The following is an 18,977-nucleotide window of genomic DNA, read 5'->3' on the forward strand; positions in this document are numbered from 1 at the left end:
AGCCGGGCGGTCTAGCTTCGGGTCATGCGATCCGACCATGAGACCGGTGAATTCTCGCAGCTGAAGCAGATTCTCGAGACGTCCTGGCAGCAGGCCCGGGAGCAGGCCGGTCAGGGCGGCCACGAGGCGTGGCCCCAGGAGTGGTCCGGTGAACCGGAATCCGCGCGGGCCGGCCGTGATCTGCGGGAGGGGCTGCTCCGCGGCCGGGTGTCCGGCGGCGCCCGCTGGGAGGTGCCGTTGCGGGCGGCGATCGCCGTCGCGCTGCTGGCGCTCGGCGTGGTGGCGGTCGTGGCCGTGCTCGTGATGCGTATGGACGACGAGGGCACTCAGGGCGTGACCATCGGCGAGTCCGCGCCGCTGATCAGCACTTCCGCGCCGACGGCGGGATCCGGCCAGGCTGTTGACCCGGTTCCGGCTGCTGTTGCGGCGGATCCGCCCGGGGCGGCGAGGTACCGGGTGTACGTGGTCGGGCAGGTGCGCGATCCCGGGGTGGTGGCGCTCGCGCCCGACGCCCGGGTGCAAGACGCGATCAAGGCCGCCGGGGGCGCGACCGGCAAAGCCGATCTGACCCGGATCAACCTGGCCCGCAAGGTGGTCGACGGGGAACGGCTGCTCGTGCCGAAGCCCGGTGAGGAGGTGCCCGCCGAACCGTTGGCCGGGAGCGACCCGGGCAGTGGGGGTGGTGGTGCTGGTGGTTCTCCCGTCGATCTGAACTCGGCCACCGTGGGTGAACTCGACGCGCTGCCCGGTGTCGGACCGGTGCTGGCCGGGCGAATCGTCGAATGGCGCGACCAGAACGGCAGATTCGGTACCGTCGACGACCTGAACGAGGTCTCCGGCATCGGTGACACCACGATGGAGAAGCTGCGCCCGCTGGTCCGGGTGTGACCGACGGTGGGCGGGAGCGCGAGGGTCGCCCGGCCCAGCCCTGACCTGCGGTTGCTGCCGGGGGCGGGCCTGACCTGGGTGGTGGTCTGGAAGGCGCTGGTGCTGGCGCCCGGCACGGTGCTCGTCCTGTCCGGGGCGCTCGGCGTGGTGCTGGTGCTGGGGCTGGGGGCCGCGATCTCCCGGGTGCGGCGCCGTGTCGATGCCGCTGCGGCTGGCCTGGACCTTCGTCGGGGGCGGCGTCGGGGGCGTCGGGCGGCCCGGACCGGGAGCTCTTCGCGGGGGCCGGCTCGCCGGCGCGGCCCGGGGTGCCACCGTCCCCGCACCCCGCTGGTGGCCTGGGGCGCGGGGGTGCTGCTCGGGGTCGCGCTCGTCGCACCGGTCACCGCCGTCACCGGGGTGCGGCTGCTGCACCGCGAGCGCGATCCGCTCACCGCCGCGGCAGCCGAGGGGGTCACGGTGAGGTTCGAGGGCAAGGTGTCGGGCGATCCGAAGCAGCTGTCCGGCAACGCTTTCGGGGGTGGTCCGCGGTTCCTGGTCCGGATCGGGGTGGACTCGGTCGAGAGCAGGGGGCGACAGCGGCCGAGCTCGGCGCAGCTGGTCGTGTTCGGCACCGGAAACTGGGGCACGCTGGTGGCGGGGCAGCGGATCCGGTCGTCGGGCCGGATGCAACCGGCCGACCGGGGAAAGGCCGAGGCCGCAGTGACTTTCGCCGGTGCCGGGCCGGTGCTGGTGGATGCCGGCTCCTGGCCGTGGCGGTTCGCCGAACACCTGCGGGAGGGGCTGCGCGCGGCTTGCGCCGGGCTGCCCGACGACGCCCGGGGGCTGTTGCCCTCGCTCGTCGTCGGTGACACCTCGCGGCTCGATCCACGGCTGCGTGAAGACCTGGCCGCGGGCGGGCTGACCCATCTGACGGCGGTGTCGGGCAGCAACGTGGCGATTCTCGGGGCGGTCGTCTTCTTCCTGATCGGGGCGCTACGCGGTGGGCGCCGTGCCCAGGCCGCCGGAACGGTGCTCGCCATCGCGGGTTTCGTGGTGCTGGCCCGGCCGGAGCCCAGTGTGCTGCGGGCGGCGCTGATGGGGGTGCTCGCGGTGGTGGGGGTGCTGACGGCACGGCGCGGGGCCGGGGTGCCGATGCTGGCGACGACGGTGGTGGTGCTGCTCGGCGTGGATCCCTGGCTGGCGCGCAGTTTCGGGTTCGCGTTGTCGGTGCTGGCCACAGCCGGTCTGCTGCTGCTCGTGCCGGCCTGGCTGTACCGGCTGCGCCGCTGGCCACGGGGACCGGTACTGGCGGTGGCCGTGCCGCTGGCCGCCCAGGTGGTCACGGCGCCGGTGACGATCCTGCTCGATCCGGTGGTCAGCCTGGTGTCGGTGCCGGCCAATCTGCTGGTCGCCGCCGCTGTCGCCCCGGCCACCGTCGCGGGCGTGGCGGCGGCCGCGCTGTCACTCGTCTGGCCTGCCGGAGCCGCCGCCGCGGCCTGGGCCGGTGGCCTGGCCACGCAGTGGATCGCCCTGGTCGCACACCGGGCCGCCGCCGTGCCGGCCGGATCGCTGCCCTGGCCGGACGGCGTCACCGGGGCGGCGTTGCTGGCCGGACTCACGCTGCTGGTCGTCAGCCTGCTGATGCGCCGGGCCTGGCGCACGGCCGCACTGCTGCCGCCGGTCGTGGCGGCCTGCCTGGTGCTGCCGCGCTGGATCCCGGTGCTTCCGGGTGGTGGGCCGCCACCGGGCTGGGTCGTGGCGCAGTGCGATGTCGGGCAGGGCTCGGCCACGGTGATCCGCAGTGGCCCCGACCGGGCGGTGCTGGTCGACGCCGGGCCGGATCCGGTGGCTGCCGACCGGTGCCTGAACGGCCTCGGGGTGCGGCATCTGGACCTGGTGCTGATCACGCACTTCCACGCCGATCACGCGGACGGTCTGGACGGGGCGCTGGCCGGCCGGGGGAGCCCACCGGTCTTCGTCAGCCCGGTGGCCCTGCCCACCCCGCAGGCCCGCGACGTCACCCGTCTGGCTCCCGGTCGCACGGTGCCGGTCGCGGCCGGGATCGGCGGCACGGCGGGCCAGGGCGCCTGGCAGGTGCGGTGGCGGCTGGTGCCGCCCGGTGCGGCGGCGGTCCGGGCCGGGCTCGCGGCCACCTCGGAGCCGGAGGGAGAGCTGATCAACAACGTCAGCGTGGTGCTGCTGGCCGAGGCCGGGGGAGTGCGCGTCGCCGCCCTCGGCGACGTCGAGCCGGAGGCGCAGAGGGCGCTCCTGCGCACCCTCTCGGCGGAGGCGGCGGTGAGTGCGGGGCCGGGCGATGTGGGGCCGGGGGTCCAGGCCGGCCCGGTGGACGTCGTCGTGCTCTCGCACCACGGATCGGCCCGTCAGGAGGAAAGGCTGTACCGCTTCCTGCACCCAAGGATCGCGCTGATCGGGGTCGGCGCGGACAACGACTACGGGCATCCGGCGCCGAAAGCCCTGGCGATGCTGGGAAGGATCGGGTCCCGGGCATTCCGCACCGACACCCAGGGCCGGATCACGGTGACCGGCGGGCCGGACGACCTGCGGGTGGTGACGGCACGATGAGTCCCGATCCGCCGGGAACCGGCTCAGTAAGGTGGGGGCGTGGCAGCAGCAGGTGCGAGATCGCGGAGCACGTCGAAGTCGGCGTCGAAGTCGGCGTCCAAGGCGAAGAACCCGATCGTCGGCCCGGACGAGGTCCGGCCCGCGCCGGTCCTGCTGGTCGTCGGGGCCGAGGGGGTGCTGGCCGACCGTGCCGTGTCCACGGTGCTGGCGGCGGCCCGGGCCGCCGACCCGGAGACCGAGGTCGAGCGGATGGAGGCGGCCGGCTACCTGGCCGGCAAGCTGTCCGTCGCCACCAGCCCGTCGTTGTTCGGCGGCGGCAAGGTGGTGGTGCTGGAGAACGTCGAGCAGGCGAACGAGGCCCTGGTCACCGACGTCACGGCCTACCTCAGAGACCCCGCGCAAGATGCCTGTGTGGTGATCCGGCACTCCGGGGCGCTGCGAGCCCGGCCGTTGCTGGAGGCAGCCCGGGCGATCAACGCCCCCGAGGTGTCGTGCCAGCCGATCACCCGCGACGACGAGAAGGTCGAGTTCGCGGCCGACGAGTTCCGGCGTGGCGGGCGCAAGATCACCCCGGCGGCGGTCCGGGCCCTGGTCGACGCGGTCGGCAACGACCTGCGCGAGCTGTCCGCCTCCTGCTCCCAGCTGATGGCCGACGACGAGACCGCCCGGATCGACGTCGACTCGGTCGAGCGGTACTTCGGCGGCCGGGTCGAGGTCACCGGCTTCAAGGTGGCCGACGCCGCGGTCGCCGGGCACGCGGAGGAGGCGCTGGTGCTGTTGCGTCACGCGCTCGCGACCGGTGCCGACCCGGTGCCGCTGGTGGCCGCGGTCGCGATGAAGGTGCGTGGCCTGGCCAAGGTGTCGGCTGCCGGCCGGGGATCGTCGGCGTCGATGGCGAAGTCGCTCGGCATGGCCCCCTGGCAGATCGACCGGGCCCGCCGCGAGCTCAACGGCTGGGACGAGAGCGGCCTGGCCACGGCCGTCATGGCCCTCGCCGAGGCGGACGCGGCGGTCAAGGGCGGCGGTCGCGACCCGGTCTACGCGGTGGAGCGCCTGGTACTCACCGTCGCCCGGAGCCGCCGCTGACGCGCCAGGGGGCCGTCGCTGACGCGCCAGAAGCCGTCGCTCACGCGCCAGAAGGGTGAGCGTCCTGCGGGCATGGTCGCCGCCGATACTCCGTGTCTCCCGCGGTCTTTCGGCCCGGAGCCGATGATGCCGCTCAGGCTCCGCGCAAACGACGAGACCCCGGCACCCCCACAGGGGGCGCCGGGGTCTCGCGACGCTGAATCAGGCGCTCAGCTTGGCCACGGCCTGGGCCAGGGCCGACTTGCGGTTGGCAGCCTGGTTCTTGTGGATGACGCCCTTGCTCGCGGCCTTGTCGAGCTGCTTGGAAGCAACGACCAGGGCCGCGGTGGCGGCGGCGGCGTCACCCGAGGCGACGGCCTCGCGGGTCTTGCGGACCACGGTCCGCAGCTGCGAGTTCACGGCCTTGTTGCGCAGACGGCGCTTCTCGTTGGTGAGGTTGCGCTTGATCTGGGACTTGATGTTTGCCACGGTTCTTCTCTCGAGTTCGTCTAAGTCTGGTCAGCGGTCTGTAGGCACACCGGCAGCGCAATCGCTCAGACCGACTGGCTGCCGGCAGACGTCCATGCACAGATCCACCAGGCTATCAGCGATCCCCGAGCCCCCCGACCAAGGCCAAACGGAGGGGACGATGCGTGCAAGTGGCACCGGACGTGGGACGATGGAGAGTCCGAGCAGTTGACGAGCCAGACGATCGAGGTAGCGCAGCAGTGTCTCCGATGGCCCACACGGCGCCCGAGCCGTCCGCCACCGCTCCGGAACTGATCCGGAACTTCAGCATCATCGCCCACATCGACCACGGTAAGTCGACGCTGGCCGACCGGATGCTCCAGCTGACCGGTGTGGTCGACCAGCGGCAGATGCGCGCCCAGTATCTCGACCGGATGGACATCGAGCGCGAGCGCGGCATCACGATCAAGTCCCAGGCGGTGCGCATGCCCTGGGAGGAAGAGGGCGTCGCCTATGCCCTGAACATGATCGACACTCCCGGCCACGTCGACTTCACCTACGAGGTGTCCCGGTCGCTGGCCGCCTGCGAGGGCGCTGTGCTGCTCGTCGACGCCGCCCAGGGCATCGAGGCGCAGACCCTGGCCAACCTGTACCTGGCCATGGAGAACGACCTCACCATCATCCCGGTGCTGAACAAGATCGACCTGCCCGCGGCCCAGCCGGAGAAGTACGCCGAGGAACTGGCCAAGCTGATCGGCTGCGAGCCGGAGGACTGTCTCAAGGTCTCCGGCAAGACCGGTATGGGCGTCGAGGCGCTGCTCGGCGAGATCGTGCGTAAGGTGCCGGCCCCGGTCGGCAACCCGGACGCGCCCGCCCGGGCGATGATCTTCGACTCGGTCTACGACACCTACCGCGGTGTGGTCACCTACGTCCGCGTCGTCGACGGCATGCTGCACCCGCGTGAGCGCATCGCCCTGATGTCCACCAAGACCACGCACGAGCTGCTCGAGATCGGCGTCAGCTCCCCGGAGCCGGTGCCGACCAAGGGCCTGGGCGTCGGTGAGGTCGGCTACCTGATCACCGGCGTGAAAGACGTGCGTCAGTCCAAGGTCGGCGACACGGTCACCAACAACGCCAAGCCGGCGAGCGAGGCCCTGGAGGGCTACCGCGAGCCGCTGCCGATGGTGTTCTCCGGCCTCTACCCGATCGACGGCTCCGACTACGGCCCGCTGCGTGAGGCGCTCGACAAGCTCAAGCTGAGCGATGCCGCGCTGGTCTACGAGCCGGAGTCGTCCGTGGCCCTGGGCTTCGGTTTCCGCTGCGGCTTCCTCGGTCTGCTGCACCTGGAGATCGTCCGCGAGCGGCTGGAACGCGAGTTCGGCCTCGACCTGATCTCGACCGCCCCCAACGTCGTCTACGAGGTGACGATGGAAGACAGGACGCAGATCACGGTCACCAACCCGTCCGAGTTCCCGGGCGGCAAGATCGACGAGGTGCGCGAGCCGGTGGTGCGGGCCACGATGCTGGCGCCGTCCGAGTTCATCGGCTCGATCATGGAGCTCTGCCAGGAGCGCCGGGGCGCGCTGCGCGGCATGGACTACCTGAGCGAGGACCGGGTGGAGATGCGGTACACGCTGCCGCTCGCCGAGATCGTCTTCGACTTCTTCGACCAGCTGAAGTCGCGCACCCGGGGTTACGCCTCGCTGGACTACGAACCCGACGGCGATCAGGTGGCCAAGCTGGTCAAGGTCGACATCCTGCTCCAGGGCGAGCCGGTCGACGCGTTCAGCACCATCGTGCACGCCGACAAGGCCTACTCCTACGGCGTGATGATGACCGGCAAGCTGCGCAAGCTGATCCCGCGTCAGCAGTTCGAGGTGCCGATCCAGGCCGCCATCGGTGCCCGGGTGATCGCCCGCGAGACCATCAGCGCCATCCGGAAGGACGTTCTGGCCAAGTGCTACGGCGGTGACATCAGCCGTAAGCGCAAGCTGCTGGAACGTCAGAAGGAAGGTAAGAAGCGGATGAAGATGGTGGGCCGCGTGGAGGTTCCGCAGGAGGCCTTCATCGCCGCGCTGTCGAGCGACGCCCCCACCGGGGAGCGTAAGAAGTAGCAGTGCCGGAGAACCACACAACGGTGGACGGCGCCGGGCCGGGCACACTCAGCGCCGTCGCTGTCGTGTACGAGTTGCGGCCCGCGCCGGAGAATTTCGGTCCGCCGCAGACAGCCATCGACAAGCGCCCGGTGGCCGGGCCGGTCGAGCTGGGACCGCTCGGGCTGGCCGGTGACACCCAGGTCGACCGGAAGTTCCACGGCGGCCCGGGCAAGGCGGTGTACGCGTACGCCGACGAGGACGCCGAGTGGTGGTCGGGGGAGCTCGGTCGCGAGATCGGGCCCGGCCTGTTCGGCGAGAATCTGCGCACCAGCGGCATTGACGTGACCGGCGCGGAGATCGGCGAGCGCTGGGCCATCGGGTCCGATGGTTCGCAGGTGCTGGTGGAGGTCACGAGCGCGCGCACACCGTGCCGCACCTTCGCCGAGCGGATGGGTGAGAAGGGCTGGGTGCGGCGTTACACGCGGGTCAACCGGCCCGGTGCCTACCTGAAAGTGCTCCGGCCTGGCCCGGTTCGCGCCGGTGACCAGGTACGAGTGGCGTTCCGGCCCGGGCACGGCGTCACCGTGGGTGACTTCCTACCCGGTGCCGAGCCGGAACGCATGCGGCGCCTGGTCGGTGCCTTCGCGGCGCTCGGCCTGGAGCTCGACCCGGATGTCCGGCACATTGCCGAAAAAGCGATCAGGCGAGGCTGATTCACCATGGCTGGTCCACCTCCCGACGGTGACCCCGCTCCGCTCGACGGTTCCCTGCCCGGGTCCGTCGCGGTCGGGGCGGCCGGGCGCGCGTTCGGCGTGTACCTGCACGTCCCGTTCTGTGCGGTGCGCTGCGGTTACTGTGATTTCAACACCTACACGGCGAAAGAGCTGGGTGGCGGCGCGAGTCAGGCCGCCTATGCCGGAACCGCCGTGCGGGAGCTCTCTTTCGCCGCGTCGGTGCTGGATCGGGCCGGTGTGCCGCAGCGCCCGGTGTCGACCGTGTTCATCGGTGGCGGCACGCCGACCCTGCTCCCGGCCGGTGACCTGGCCCTGCTGGTCGCCGGGGTGCGTGACAGTTTCGGGCTGGTGGACGGCGCCGAGGTCACGGTCGAGGCGAATCCCGACTCGGTGACGCCGGCCTCCCTCGCCGCCCTGGCCACGGCCGGGGTGAACCGGGTGTCGTTCGGCATGCAGTCGCAGGTGCGGCACGTGCTGGCCGTGCTCGACCGGACCCACGACCCGAAACGCATTCCGGACGTGGTGAAATGGGCCCGCGATGTCGGGATGTCGGTCAGTCTCGACCTGATCTACGGCACGCCCGGTGAGAGTCTCGACGACTGGCGTGCCAGCCTGGAGGCCGCGCTGGCCTGCCAGCCCGATCACCTGTCCGCCTACGCGCTGGTGGTGGAAGACGGGACCAAGCTCGCCGCCCGGGTGCGTCGCGGCGAGGTGAGCCGGCCCGATGACGACGACGAGGCCGACAAGTACGAGCTGGCCGACGAATTGATCTCGGCGGCCGGGCTGACCTGGTACGAGGTGAGCAACTGGGCCCGCACCCCCGACGACGCCTGCCGTCACAACCTCTCCTACTGGCGGGGTGACGACTGGTGGGGCGTCGGGCCCGGCGCGCACTCCCACGTGGGCGGCGTGCGCTGGTGGAATGTGCGGCACCCCAGCAGTTACGCGGCCCGGATCGACGCCGGTCAGAGCCCCGCGCAGGGACGTGAGGTGCTCGACGCCCAGGCCCGTCAGCTGGAAGAGGTGCTGCTGCGCTCCCGCCTGCGAGAGGGGCTGCCGCTGAAAGACGCCGGACTGCATGGCGATCCGGCGGATCTGCTCGGGCAGGTGCTCGACGACGGGCTGGTCGAGCCCGGGCCCGCCGTGCAGGGCACGGTGGTGCTCACCCGGCGCGGCCGACTGCTCGCCGATGCCGTGGTGCGTGCGTTGCTGCCGTAGGCGCCGGTTTCAAATGGTGGACGACGATGAGCTTCTGGCGGGCTCGTCGTCGTCCACCATTTTGGCCCCTAGCGGATGAACCGGCGCGTGAGCGGATACCGGAACTGGCTGCCCCGGAACGCGGCTGCCGCCGCGATCAGCGAGAACACCCCGGAGAACGCCCAGACCAGGAGCGTGAGGTCGGTGAAGAACGTGACCGCGTCGACGATGTTGGCGAGCACGAACACGATCAGCACGCAGATCTGGAAGTTGACCGCTTCCAGGGACTGCTCCTTGATGTACTGGTTACGGTCTTTCTGGAGGAAGTAGATCACCAGGGCGGGCAGCAAGGGCAGCAGCGGCATCCAGGCGAGCAGGCCGCCCAGGTGCGCGGCGGCGGCCCACTGGTGCACCTCCTTCTCGGTCAGCGGCTTGACCGGCGGCGGCCCGTACGGCGACTGACCTGGACCACCCTGAGGGTTCCACTGGCCCTGCGGGCCCCACGGGCCCGGCTGCTGCCCGTAGCCCGGTTGTCCGTAGCCCGGTTGCCCGGGATGAGGATAAGGGCCCTGCGGGTTCTGGCCGTAAGGAGGCTGACCGTAAGGGGTTTGACCGTACGGAGCCTGGTTGTACGGAGGCTGGCCATGAGGCGGCTGACCGTAAGGCGGTTGATCGGAGGGGCCGGGCTGACCGGGATGACCGGGCTGGGCTTCGCCCGGCCGGGCCTGCGCGGGATCACTCTGCTGGGATTCGCCCTGCTGCGCCTCGCCCAGAGAGGGCTGGCCCTGCGGGAACTGGCCCTGCGGGAACTGGCCCTGCGGGAACTGGTTCTGTGGGTACTGGTTCTGCGGGTACGGATAAGGCGGGTAAGGGCCCTGCGGGTACTGGCCCTGAGGATATTGCCCCTGAGGCGGCGGGCCCTGCGGATGAGGCCCCTGTGGATAGGCAGCTGGGTAGGCGGCCTGCGGGTACTGGCCCTGGCCCTGTGGATACTGCCCCTGCGGGTACTGGTTCTGTCCCTGCTCTCCAGGGCCGTTCTGCGCATCCTGGCCGAAACCGGCTTCCGGATAGGCGTTCTGGCCCGTCTGGCTGCTCCACGAGCTGTTCCCCGGCTGGTTGTGGGCGCCCTGGCCGTACTGCGGAGGCGCGTACTGCCCGTACTGCGGCACCTGGTACTCCGGCGTCTGGTGCTGCCCCGGCCCCTTCCCGTCCGGCTGCGGCCGGCCCGGCGAGCTGGGTGCGGCCGGATCGGCCTGGGCGCTGTGCGCCGCCTGCTCGGTGCGCGGGGACGCCGGGGAGGTCTCCGGACTCTCCGCCCGCCCCGTGTTCTCCTGGCCGAACTGCCCCGGCCGGGGCTGGTTCTGGTCCTGCCCGCTCGACATCGTCTGCCCGTCCTGGCTCTGGCCGGTGGTGACCGGCTGTCCTTGTGCCGCACGGCCGGCCTGCGCCGGCGGTGCGGTGTTCTGATGGTGGTGGCCCGGCGCGAACGGCCGGTCCGGGGTGGGGGTGTCGTGCTGCCCCGGGATGATCGGGGTGTAACGGGTTGCCCCGGAGTCGTTCTGATGGTGAGCCTGGTGGTCGGGCGCGCCGTAACCCGGCGGCGGGGGAGGCGGTGCCGGTGCGGTGCCGTGCGGCCCGGGTGCTCCGTAGACCGGGCCGGTGCCCGCATCCGCGCCGGAGCGTTCCCGGTGCGCGGGCGTGACCGGTGTGCCGTCGTCCTGCCCGGTCCCGCCCTGACTCCAGGAGCCGGGATCCGGGTCGTCCTGTCGCTGGGTCATGGTTCGCCCCTTTCCTACCCACACGGTAGAACGCGCGAGGGGCCCTCAGCGATCCGCGTCGTCACCGGTGACGAAGTCGATCAGTTCCTCCACCCGGCCGAGCAGGGCGGGTTCCAAGTCGGAGTACCGGTTCACCGAGGCCAGGATGCGCTGCCAGCCCTCGGCCACGTCGGCCACGTCGTCGTGCGGCCAGCCCAGGGCCTCCAGCACGCCCTCCTTCCAGGGCAGCCCGCGGGGGACCACCGGCCAGGCCTCCACGCCGATGCAGTGCGGGCGCACCGCCTGCCAGACGTCGACGAACGGATGGCCGACCACCAGCACGTGCTCCCGCGCGCCGGGCACCCGGGTGGCCGAGGCCGCCTCGTGCCATTCCTTGCTGCCCGCCACCAGATGGTCGACCAGCACGCCGAGCCGCCGGCCCGGTCCCGGCCCGAAGTCCTCCACCGCGGCGGCCAGGTCGTCGACCCCGTGCAGCGGCACCACCACGACCCCCTCGACCCGCAGGTCGTGGCCCCAGATCTTCTCCACCAGCTCGGCGTCGTGCTTGCCCTCGACCAGGATCCGCGAGGCCCGCGCCACCCGGGCCCGGTGACCGGTCACCGCGACCGAGCCGGAGGCGCTGCGCAGACCGCCCCGGGGCGGGGTGGCGGCCGGACCGGCGGGCGCCGGCGGGACGAGCTCGACCGGCACGCCGTCCACCCAGAAACCCGGGCCGAGCGGGAACGAGCGGGTGCGGCCCCGGCGGTCCTCCAGCACCACCACGCGCATACCGCCGCTCTTCTCGGTGCGGACCACGGCGCCGACCCAGCCGGTCTCGACGTCCTCCACCACCAGGCCGGGCTCCGCCGGCTGCTTCCTGAGCTGCGGTTTGCGGCGGGCGTCGGCGAGTACGTCGGTCCCATAACGTGCACCTGTTCGTGCACCTGAGGCCTGGGGACCGCGCGCCGAACCGGGCATCCTGGGCAGACTGGGAGCCATGGCGCGACCGTAGCCATCCGTCCCGCCGAGACCTAGCCGACCCGCCGGGGACACACATGCACGCCGCGGGGGACGTAAACTGGCACTCCAGCGGTGTGAGTGCCAGGGTTTCCCGGTTGCCGGGCGGCCCGTGTCACAGAGAGTTCCGCAACGTGATGAAGAGTTACCGGGAGAGGTGGGTGGCATGAGCGAGGAACGCAAGCTCGCCGTGCTGCGCGCCATCGTCGAGGACTACGTCGAGACCCGGGAGCCGGTGGGGTCCCGGGCCCTGGTCGAACGGCACTCACTGGGTGTCTCGCCGGCCACCATCCGCAACGACATGGCCGCGCTGGAAGACGAGGGCTACATCGCGCAGCCCCACACCAGCGCCGGCCGGGTGCCCACCGACAAGGGCTACCGGATGTTCGTCGACCGGCTGAGCGGCGTCAAACCGCTCTCCCCGGCCGAGAAGCGGGCCATCCAGACCCTGCTCGACGGCGCGGTCGACCTGGACGACGTGGTCACCCGCACCACGCGTCTGCTGGCCCAGCTGACCCGCCAGGTGGCGGTGGTGCAGTACCCGTCGCTGAGCCGGTCCACCGTGCGGCACGTCGAGCTGGTGGGACTGGAGACCGGCCGGCTGCTGGTCATCCTGATCACCAACACCGGCCGGGTGGAACAGCGGGTCGTGCCGGTCGAGATCTCCGAGACCGCCCTGTCCGACCTGCGCACCCGCCTCAACCTCACCGTCGCCGGGCGCCGGCTCACCGACGTCACCGCGCTGGTGGCCGACCTGCCCGAGCGGTTCGGGCCGGACGACCGGGCCGTGGTGCGGGCGGTGCTCGACGCGCTCGAGGACTCGCTGAACATCGAGCGCGAGGAACGCATCGTGCTGGCCGGCACCGCCAACCTGGCCCGTTCCGGGCCGGACTTCGTGCAGCACATCGGCCCGGTGCTGGAAGCCATCGAAGAACACGTGGTGCTGCTCAAGCTGCTCACCGAGATGGCCGACGGCGCCGGGGGCGTCGGCGTGCTGATCGGCAGCGAGACCGCGCACATCGGTCTCCAGGAAGCTTCGGTGGTGTCGAGCGGTTACGCCTCGCAGGGGGAGGTCGTGGCACGCCTGGGTGTGCTCGGCCCGACCCGCATGGACTACCCGAACACCATGGCCGCCGTCCGGGCCGTGGCCCGGTACGTTTCCCGGATCCTGGCTTCGTGATCCAAAGTGTCTCCCTGAGCCGAACCCGAACCATCCCCGAACCACGGGCCGAGCATGACCGCCTGACCCGAGACCTGCCTTTCTTTCACTGCACCGATCTGGAGAGAACATCACCGCCGTGAGCGATTACTACGAGGTGCTCGGGGTTTCCCGGACGGCCAGCCCCGAGGAGATCAAGAAGGCGTACCGCAAGCTGGCCCGCCAGCTGCATCCGGACGTCAACCCGAGCGAGGAGGCGTCCGAGCGGTTCAAGGAGGTCGGCCGCGCCTACGAGGTGCTGTCCAGCCCGGAGAAGCGGCAGGCCTACGACACCGGTGGCGACCCGAACGGGGCCGCCGGGTTCGGTGCGGGCTTCGGCTTCACCGACATCTTCGAGACGTTCTTCGGCGGTGGCGCCGGCGGTGCCTCGCGCGGCCCGGTGCCGCGTCAGCGCCGCGGTCAGGACGCCCTGATCCGGATCGAGATCGACCTCGCCGAGGCGGCGTTCGGTGGCCAGCGGGAGCTCCAGCTCGACACCGCGGTGGTCTGCCCGGTCTGCTCCGGCAGCTGCTGCCAGCCCGGCACCCAGCCGCAGATCTGTGACGTCTGCAAGGGCCGCGGCCAGACCCAGCGGGTGGCCCGCTCGTTCCTCGGCCAGGTGATGACCACCCAGGCCTGCGTGAACTGCCAGGGCTTCGGCACCGTCATCCCCAGCCCCTGCCTGGAGTGCTCCGGCGAGGGCCGGGTGCGCTCACGCCGCAGCCTCACCATCAAGGTGCCGGCGGGCGTCGAGACCGGCACCCGCATCCAGCTCTCCGGCCAGGCCGAGATCGGTCCCGGCGGTGGGCCGGCCGGTGACCTGTACGTCGAGATCGTCGAGCGCCAGCACGCCGTGTTCACCCGGCGGGCCGACGACATCCACTGCACGGTCGAGGTCCCGATGACCGCCGCGGCGCTCGGCACCACGATCGAGCTGGACACGCTGGACGGCGCCGAGACCTTCGAGGTGCGTTCCGGCGCCCAGTCCGGCGAGGCCACCACCATGCGCGGGCTGGGCATCACCCACCTGCGGGGCGGCGGCCGGGGCGACCTGGTCGTGCACCTGGCCGTGGTGACCCCGACCAAGCTGGACGAGCAGCAGGAGGAGCTGCTGCGCCAGTTCGCCAAGCTGCGCGGCGAGGACCGGCCGGCGGGCAAGATGACGCCGGTGCACACCAGCGTGTTCTCCAAGCTCCGCGACCGCTTCGCCGGGCGCTGAGTTCATGCGTGAGCACGTCGGCGAGCGGCCCGTTCTCCTGCCTGAAGACGCTTCGGGGCGCGTCCGCCGCTCGGGTCCGGTCGGTGGGTGGCCGGGTTTCGTGCTTGAGGACGCCCCTCGGCTCCGCTCGGTGGCTGCCGTGCTCGTGGGGCCGCGCTCATGACCCTGCCCCGGTTCTTCGTCGAGGCGGGGGTGCTGGCCGGTGCCGCGCCGTCCTCGGTTCTGCTCCTGGACGGCGAGGAGGGCCGCCACGCCGCCGCCGTGCGCCGCATCCGCGCCGGTGAGGTGGTCGAGGTCGCCGACGGCTCGGGCGCCGTGGCGGCCTGCACGGTGACCGATGCCGGCAAGGCCCACCTCGACCTGGTGGTGACGTCGGTCGAGGTGGTGCCCGCCCCGGCCGTCCGCTTCGGCCTGGTGCAGGCCCTGGCCAAGGGCGGTCGCGACGAGATGGCCGTGGAGACCGCGACCGAGGCCGGCGTCGATCTGGTGCTGCCCTGGCAGGCCGCCCGCAGCGTCTCCCGGTGGGAGGGGCCGAAGGTGGCGAAGAACGAGAAGCGCTGGGCCGCGATCGCCCGGGAGGCCGCGAAACAGTCCCGCAGGCCCCGCATCCCGCTGCTCGAGCCGCTGCGCAGCACCACCGCCCTGGCCGCCCGCCTGGCCACCGCCGACCTGGCGCTGGTGCTGCACGAAGACGCGACGGTGCCGCTGGTCGACGTGAAACTGCCGGACACCGGCGAGGTGCTGCTGGTGGTCGGGCCGGAGGGCGGCATCGGGGAACCCGAGCTCGGCACGCTGACCGGGGCCGGCGCCCAGCCGGTCCGGCTCGGCCCCGAGGTGCTGCGCACGTCGTCGGCGGGACCCATCGCCCTCGGCTACCTGGCGGCCGTGTCGGGACGCTGGGGCCAGGCGCTCCGGGGCTGATCCCCGCGGACGGTTTCGCGGTAGCGTTCCGCATGTGAGTGCCGACCCGGACTGCCTGTTCTGCAAGATCATCGCCGGCGACCTGCCGTCCGACATGGTGTACCGCGGCGACCGGGTGGTCGCCTTCCGCGACATCAACCCGGTAGCGCCCACCCACATCCTGGTGGTGCCGGTCGATCACCACCCGGACGTGGTGCAGCTCGCCGCGAACGACGAGCCCCTGCTGCACGAGGTGGTCACCGTGGCCGGTGAGATCGCCAAGGCCGAGGCCGGTGGCCAGTTCCGGCTGATCTTCAACACCGGGTCCGAGGCCGGCCAGACGGTGTTCCACGTGCACGCGCACGTGCTGGCCGGGCAGCCGATGGGGTTGCCCGGCTGAGGCCGGCCCTGCCCGGGTCGTCTCCCGGTTCATCACCGGTCATCACCCGGTGCACGACCGATCCGATGGCCGGTCCAGGGGCTGATGCGGTGGCCGGGTGAGTGGCCGGGTGAGTGCCCGGGTCACCGCACCGCGTTCACTGCCCGGCGGATTCGCTCCGGACGGCCGGGATCTCGATCTCCTCGGGTGTGGCGGCGGCCTGTATCGCCATGATCGCGGCGTCGTCGTCATCCGTGCGGGCCAGCAGGTCGGCGATCCCCGGTAGCTCGGGGCGAGGGCCGAACCGGCTGCGCAGCAGGGCGAGCAGAACGCGCTCGGAACCCTCCCGCCGGCCTTCCTGACGACCCTGGGCCCGACCGCGGTCACGGATGAGCACGGCGAAGTCGGACTCGGCGTAGAAGTCGGCCATGTCGGCGACGGTCATGTCGATCTCCTTTCGGATCCTGTCGATGGTAGGCCTGTCGAGCGTGATCATGGCCAGCGTCATGGTGGCCTCGGTCAGGACGTTACGGCGGTGCTCCGGCTCCCGGGCGATCAACTCGAAGGCCTCGGCCAGCCGCTCTCCCCGCTGGCGCCGGTCACCCCGGGCCAGTACGGCCAGCGGAGCCAGGCCCGGATGGGCGAGCAGGGCCGCCGGATCGGCCTCACGAAGGTACAGCGTGCGCAGACCCAGGTAGAAGCCGTTCTTCGGATCGTCGCCAGGTCTGAGCGTTCCCTCGCCCAGCACCAGTGCCACCTGTGTCAGCCGGGCACCGGGATGGCGCTGCATGATGTGCCCCCGGTACACCGTGATGCGCCCGGCCACGTCGGCGGTCGGCCGCAGGATGTACTCGGTGTGCAGCATGCGTTCCGGGCCGACACGGACCAGCAGGTCGGTGGCCAGGGTCTCGCGGGGGAACGTGCCGGACAGGAACTCCGGCGCGCCCTCCAGCGGCACCCCGAGCCAGTCGCACAGCGCCGGGAGGTCGTTCTGCGCCAGCAGACGCATCATCCGGTCGTAGACCGGACCGGGACGGCTCGGGTCGTTGTTCACCCGATCGACGATGCCCTCACCGCCGGGGACACCGGCATCCCGGGCCCTGGTCTGTGGACAACCAGGCCGTCGTGCCTGCTGTGGACAGCGGGACAAGCGGCCTGACCACCCATGAGTGACCGCGCGGTGGCTACAGGGAGCGCAGGTCCGGGGTCAGCCGGGCCTCACCGAGAAGCTTTGCCGCCGTGCGGTTACTGGTTTCCCAGCCCTGGTCGGCCAGCTCCGCCTGGAGCTCGACCGAGGTGATCTGCGGCCGGGCCCGCACGATGCGTACGGCCAGTTCCAGACGTTCCCGCTTCTGCTGGGCGTTCACCCGGGTACCGGACGTCTGGCCCGGCGCGCTCCTGCGCGGCGAGCGGGTGACCGAGTAGCCGGTGCCCTCGTCGTCGTAGTCGTCGTGTGCCTCCCGGTAGCCGATGGCGTCGTCGGCGCGGTTCCAGGAGCTCGGCGACGGGTACGTCGGCAGCGGCTCGGTCACCGGATCCTGGGTGAGGTCGATCTCCCGCCGGAGCGAATCGCTGTGTTCCGGAACATCTTCCGTGGGCCGGGGGCGAACCGGTGCGGCGTCTGTGTCGATCAGCGGAACGTCGATGCGCGGGATGGAACCGGTGCGGTGCATGGCCGCCTGGAGCAGCTCGGTCCGGGGCTGCCTGGCCTCCGGCGGAAGGGCGTGGTCGGGGTGCAGGCGGGCCTGCACCCGGGACCGCCCGGAATCGCCCTCGAGAGCCACGGCCCGGGTGGCCGCTGCCGGCTGGGTGGTCTCGGGCAGAGGAGGCATGGGCTGGGCGGGAGCGGGCTGGACGGTTGCGGGCCGAGGGGTTCTGGGCTGAGCGGGTGCGGGCTGGACCGCCCCGAGCTGGACGGGTGCGGGGTGGACGGGCACGGGGTGGACGGGCACGGGGTGGACGGGCACGGGGTGGACGGGCACGGGGTGGACGGGCACGGGGTGGACGGGTGCGGGGTGGACGGGTGCGGGGTGGACGGACCCGGTCAGGTTGGTTGCGGGCTGGAGGGTTTCGGGCCGGGCGGGCTCGGGCAAGCGGGTCGCGGGCTGGGCGGGGGCAGGCCGGGCGGTGTCCGGCGGGGTGGGGCCGGGACGGGGGGCGCTGGGGGGAGCGGTTTCCGGCACGGGCTGCGGCGCTGTCGGGCCGTTGGGGGCAGCGGCATGGTCGGGCCCGTCGGCCGGGGGAGGGGTGAAAGTGGTTCGGGCGTCCGTCGTCTGCCGGACCGTGGCGGCGGTCGGCTGGGGCATGTCGGCCGGCCGGGACGGGGCGTCGTAGGGAGAGGCGGCGGTCGGCTGGGGGTCGGGAGCGGTCCAGGAGCCGACGGCGACCGGTGCGGGCGAGGCGGCCTGGGCGAAAGCGGCGGAAGAGGTGGGGACGACCCGGCCGGGCCCGGCCTCCGTGGCCGGCACAGCACCCGGACCGGCCACCTCGTTGCCACCCGGAACCACGGCAGCGTCCGGAACCACGGCAGCGTCCGGAACCGGGGCGGTGCCAGGGTCTTTCGCCGCCCGGACGACGGGAAAGCCCTCGCCCTCCGGGACAACCGGATCCACCACGACCGACGCAACCCCGGCGGCCGTCGCACCACCGCGGGCCCCGCTACCGACGTCCCCCTGCTGGGACAGGGACGGGGCGGGGCGCAGGATGGTCTGCACCACCGCCCGCAGGATCGACTCCGGCGTGCGGTCCGAGCCGGGCTGTGAACCGGTCCAGCCGACCGCGTCCAGCACCGCGGCCGGCGGCAGGCTGCCCGCCCGCAACTGCCGGTTGACGACGCGCCGCACCCGCCGCGCGTCACGCCGTGAGTTGGCCCGGCGCGGCAGCGACAGGGTCAGCGCCTCACGGGCGGCCGCCGCGGTGCCGACGCCGACCCGCGCGGCGTGGGCGTCGGTCAGGCCGGTGCGGGCCATCAGCAGCCGGGTGCGCACCGACTCGATCGGCGAGGACATCCACAGCGAGGGCGCGATCGACGCGGACGGCCCGTGGTGGGTGGCCTTCCACTGCCCGAGCACCTGCTTGCCGGTCAGCTCGACCAGGACCGCCCAGACCGCGGGAGCCGTGATGTGCCAGGGCACCTCACCGAGTTCCCGCGCGGCCAGCGCGTTCAGCGCCAGCGTGCCGGCCACGCCGCAGTGCGCCGTCAGCCGCCACCCGGCCATCGGCCGGCCCACCTTGGCCCCCGCCACGTACTGGAGCGAGGCGCCGAGGATCAGCAGGTCGACGAGCAGCGGGAACCCGGCGGCCAGCTGCGGGCCGAAGGTGGGAAGGGCAGCCTTGTAAAGACTCTGGTACGAGAGCACCGCCCCGATCGCGGCGACCGGTACCAGCACGATGCGTGCCCAGGTGCTCAGGCGACGGGCCTGGCGGGCCAGGTCGGCAGCGTCCGTGGAGGCCGGGGCCGGGGGCGTGGAGGTGCTGGAGTCAGGGAGCACGGCGCC

At 72.2% G+C, this 18,977-nt stretch carries 15 protein-coding genes; 10 read left to right on the forward strand and 5 right to left on the reverse strand.

The features are described from left to right. Positions 1–24: 24 nt before the first annotated feature. From KIH74_RS17890 to holA, 3 genes are read left to right on the forward strand one after another with little or no spacing between them, the layout of a single operon-like run. Positions 25–888 (forward strand): helix-hairpin-helix domain-containing protein, encoded by an 864-nt coding sequence (locus KIH74_RS17890; protein WP_214157115.1) that lies wholly within the window; start codon positions 25–27, stop codon positions 886–888. 6 nt (positions 889–894) lie between these two features. Further along, positions 895–3,450 carry a ComEC/Rec2 family competence protein gene (locus KIH74_RS17895; RefSeq protein WP_214157116.1) on the forward strand — a complete coding sequence of 852 codons (2,556 nt, stop codon included), beginning with the start codon at positions 895–897 and terminating at the stop codon, positions 3,448–3,450. Positions 3,451–3,489: 39 nt separating this feature from the next. Continuing rightward, positions 3,490–4,536 carry a DNA polymerase III subunit delta gene (gene holA, locus KIH74_RS17900; protein WP_214157117.1) on the forward strand — a complete coding sequence of 349 codons (1,047 nt, stop codon included), beginning with the start codon at positions 3,490–3,492 and terminating at the stop codon, positions 4,534–4,536. 201 nt (positions 4,537–4,737) lie between these two features. On the opposite strand, the gene rpsT is transcribed toward holA, so the two are convergent. Beyond that, positions 4,738–5,004 carry a 30S ribosomal protein S20 gene (gene rpsT, locus KIH74_RS17905; RefSeq protein WP_214157118.1) on the reverse strand — a complete coding sequence of 89 codons (267 nt, stop codon included), beginning with the start codon at positions 5,002–5,004 and terminating at the stop codon, positions 4,738–4,740. A 248-nt stretch (positions 5,005–5,252) separates the two neighbouring features. On the opposite strand from rpsT, the gene lepA reads away from it, so the two are divergent. Genes lepA through hemW form a run of 3 tightly spaced genes read left to right on the forward strand, consistent with a single transcriptional unit; the run spans position 5,253 to position 9,031 of the window. After that, positions 5,253–7,097, forward strand: a complete 1,845-nt coding sequence (gene lepA / locus KIH74_RS17910) for a translation elongation factor 4 (protein ID WP_214157119.1) — start codon at positions 5,253–5,255, stop codon at positions 7,095–7,097. Positions 7,098–7,099: 2 nt separating this feature from the next. Further along, a complete protein-coding gene (locus KIH74_RS17915; RefSeq protein WP_214157120.1) occupies positions 7,100–7,792 on the forward strand; it encodes an MOSC domain-containing protein in 693 nt (230 codons plus the stop codon). A gap of 6 nt (positions 7,793–7,798) precedes the next feature. After that, entirely contained in the window at positions 7,799–9,031 is a 1,233-nt protein-coding gene (gene hemW, locus KIH74_RS17920) for a radical SAM family heme chaperone HemW (RefSeq protein ID WP_214157121.1), read from the forward strand. Between the two features lie 68 nt (positions 9,032–9,099). Here hemW and KIH74_RS17925 read toward each other — a convergent pair whose 3' ends face one another. Then, on the reverse strand, positions 9,100–10,788 hold the full coding sequence (locus tag KIH74_RS17925) for a DUF4870 domain-containing protein (RefSeq protein WP_214157122.1): 1,689 nt from the start codon (positions 10,786–10,788) through the stop codon (positions 9,100–9,102). A 45-nt stretch (positions 10,789–10,833) separates the two neighbouring features. Beyond that, positions 10,834–11,745 carry a DUF3097 domain-containing protein gene (locus tag KIH74_RS17930; protein WP_214157403.1) on the reverse strand — a complete coding sequence of 304 codons (912 nt, stop codon included), beginning with the start codon at positions 11,743–11,745 and terminating at the stop codon, positions 10,834–10,836. Between the two features lie 205 nt (positions 11,746–11,950). Between KIH74_RS17930 and hrcA the strand changes: the two genes are divergently transcribed. The 4 genes from hrcA (at position 11,951) to KIH74_RS17950 (ending at position 15,501) form a co-directional block, all read left to right on the forward strand. Next, on the forward strand, positions 11,951–12,964 hold the full coding sequence (gene hrcA / locus KIH74_RS17935; protein WP_214157123.1) for a heat-inducible transcriptional repressor HrcA: 1,014 nt from the start codon (positions 11,951–11,953) through the stop codon (positions 12,962–12,964). 118 nt (positions 12,965–13,082) lie between these two features. Then, complete coding sequence (dnaJ, locus tag KIH74_RS17940) at positions 13,083–14,201, forward strand: molecular chaperone DnaJ (protein ID WP_214157124.1); 1,119 nt, start codon at positions 13,083–13,085, stop codon at positions 14,199–14,201. A gap of 159 nt (positions 14,202–14,360) precedes the next feature. Further along, a complete protein-coding gene (locus KIH74_RS17945; RefSeq protein ID WP_214157125.1) occupies positions 14,361–15,122 on the forward strand; it encodes a 16S rRNA (uracil(1498)-N(3))-methyltransferase in 762 nt (253 codons plus the stop codon). A gap of 34 nt (positions 15,123–15,156) precedes the next feature. Then, positions 15,157–15,501 carry an HIT domain-containing protein gene (locus KIH74_RS17950; RefSeq protein WP_308113868.1) on the forward strand — a complete coding sequence of 115 codons (345 nt, stop codon included), beginning with the start codon at positions 15,157–15,159 and terminating at the stop codon, positions 15,499–15,501. Between the two features lie 136 nt (positions 15,502–15,637). On the opposite strand, the gene KIH74_RS17955 is transcribed toward KIH74_RS17950, so the two are convergent. Both KIH74_RS17955 and KIH74_RS37825 read right to left on the reverse strand, forming a co-directional pair. Next, the gene (locus KIH74_RS17955; RefSeq protein WP_214157126.1) at positions 15,638–16,534 is read right to left on the reverse strand and encodes an RpnC/YadD family protein; all 897 of its coding nucleotides are present in this window, start codon (positions 16,532–16,534) and stop codon (positions 15,638–15,640) included. A gap of 130 nt (positions 16,535–16,664) precedes the next feature. Next, positions 16,665–18,971: a DUF2637 domain-containing protein gene (locus tag KIH74_RS37825; protein WP_214157127.1), complete on the reverse strand. Its 2,307-nt coding sequence runs from the start codon at positions 18,969–18,971 to the stop codon at positions 16,665–16,667. Positions 18,972–18,977 lie beyond the last annotated feature (6 nt).

Origin of the sequence: Kineosporia corallincola, from assembly GCF_018499875.1 — a bacterium.
GTDB lineage: Bacteria > Actinomycetota > Actinomycetes > Actinomycetales > Kineosporiaceae > Kineosporia > Kineosporia corallincola.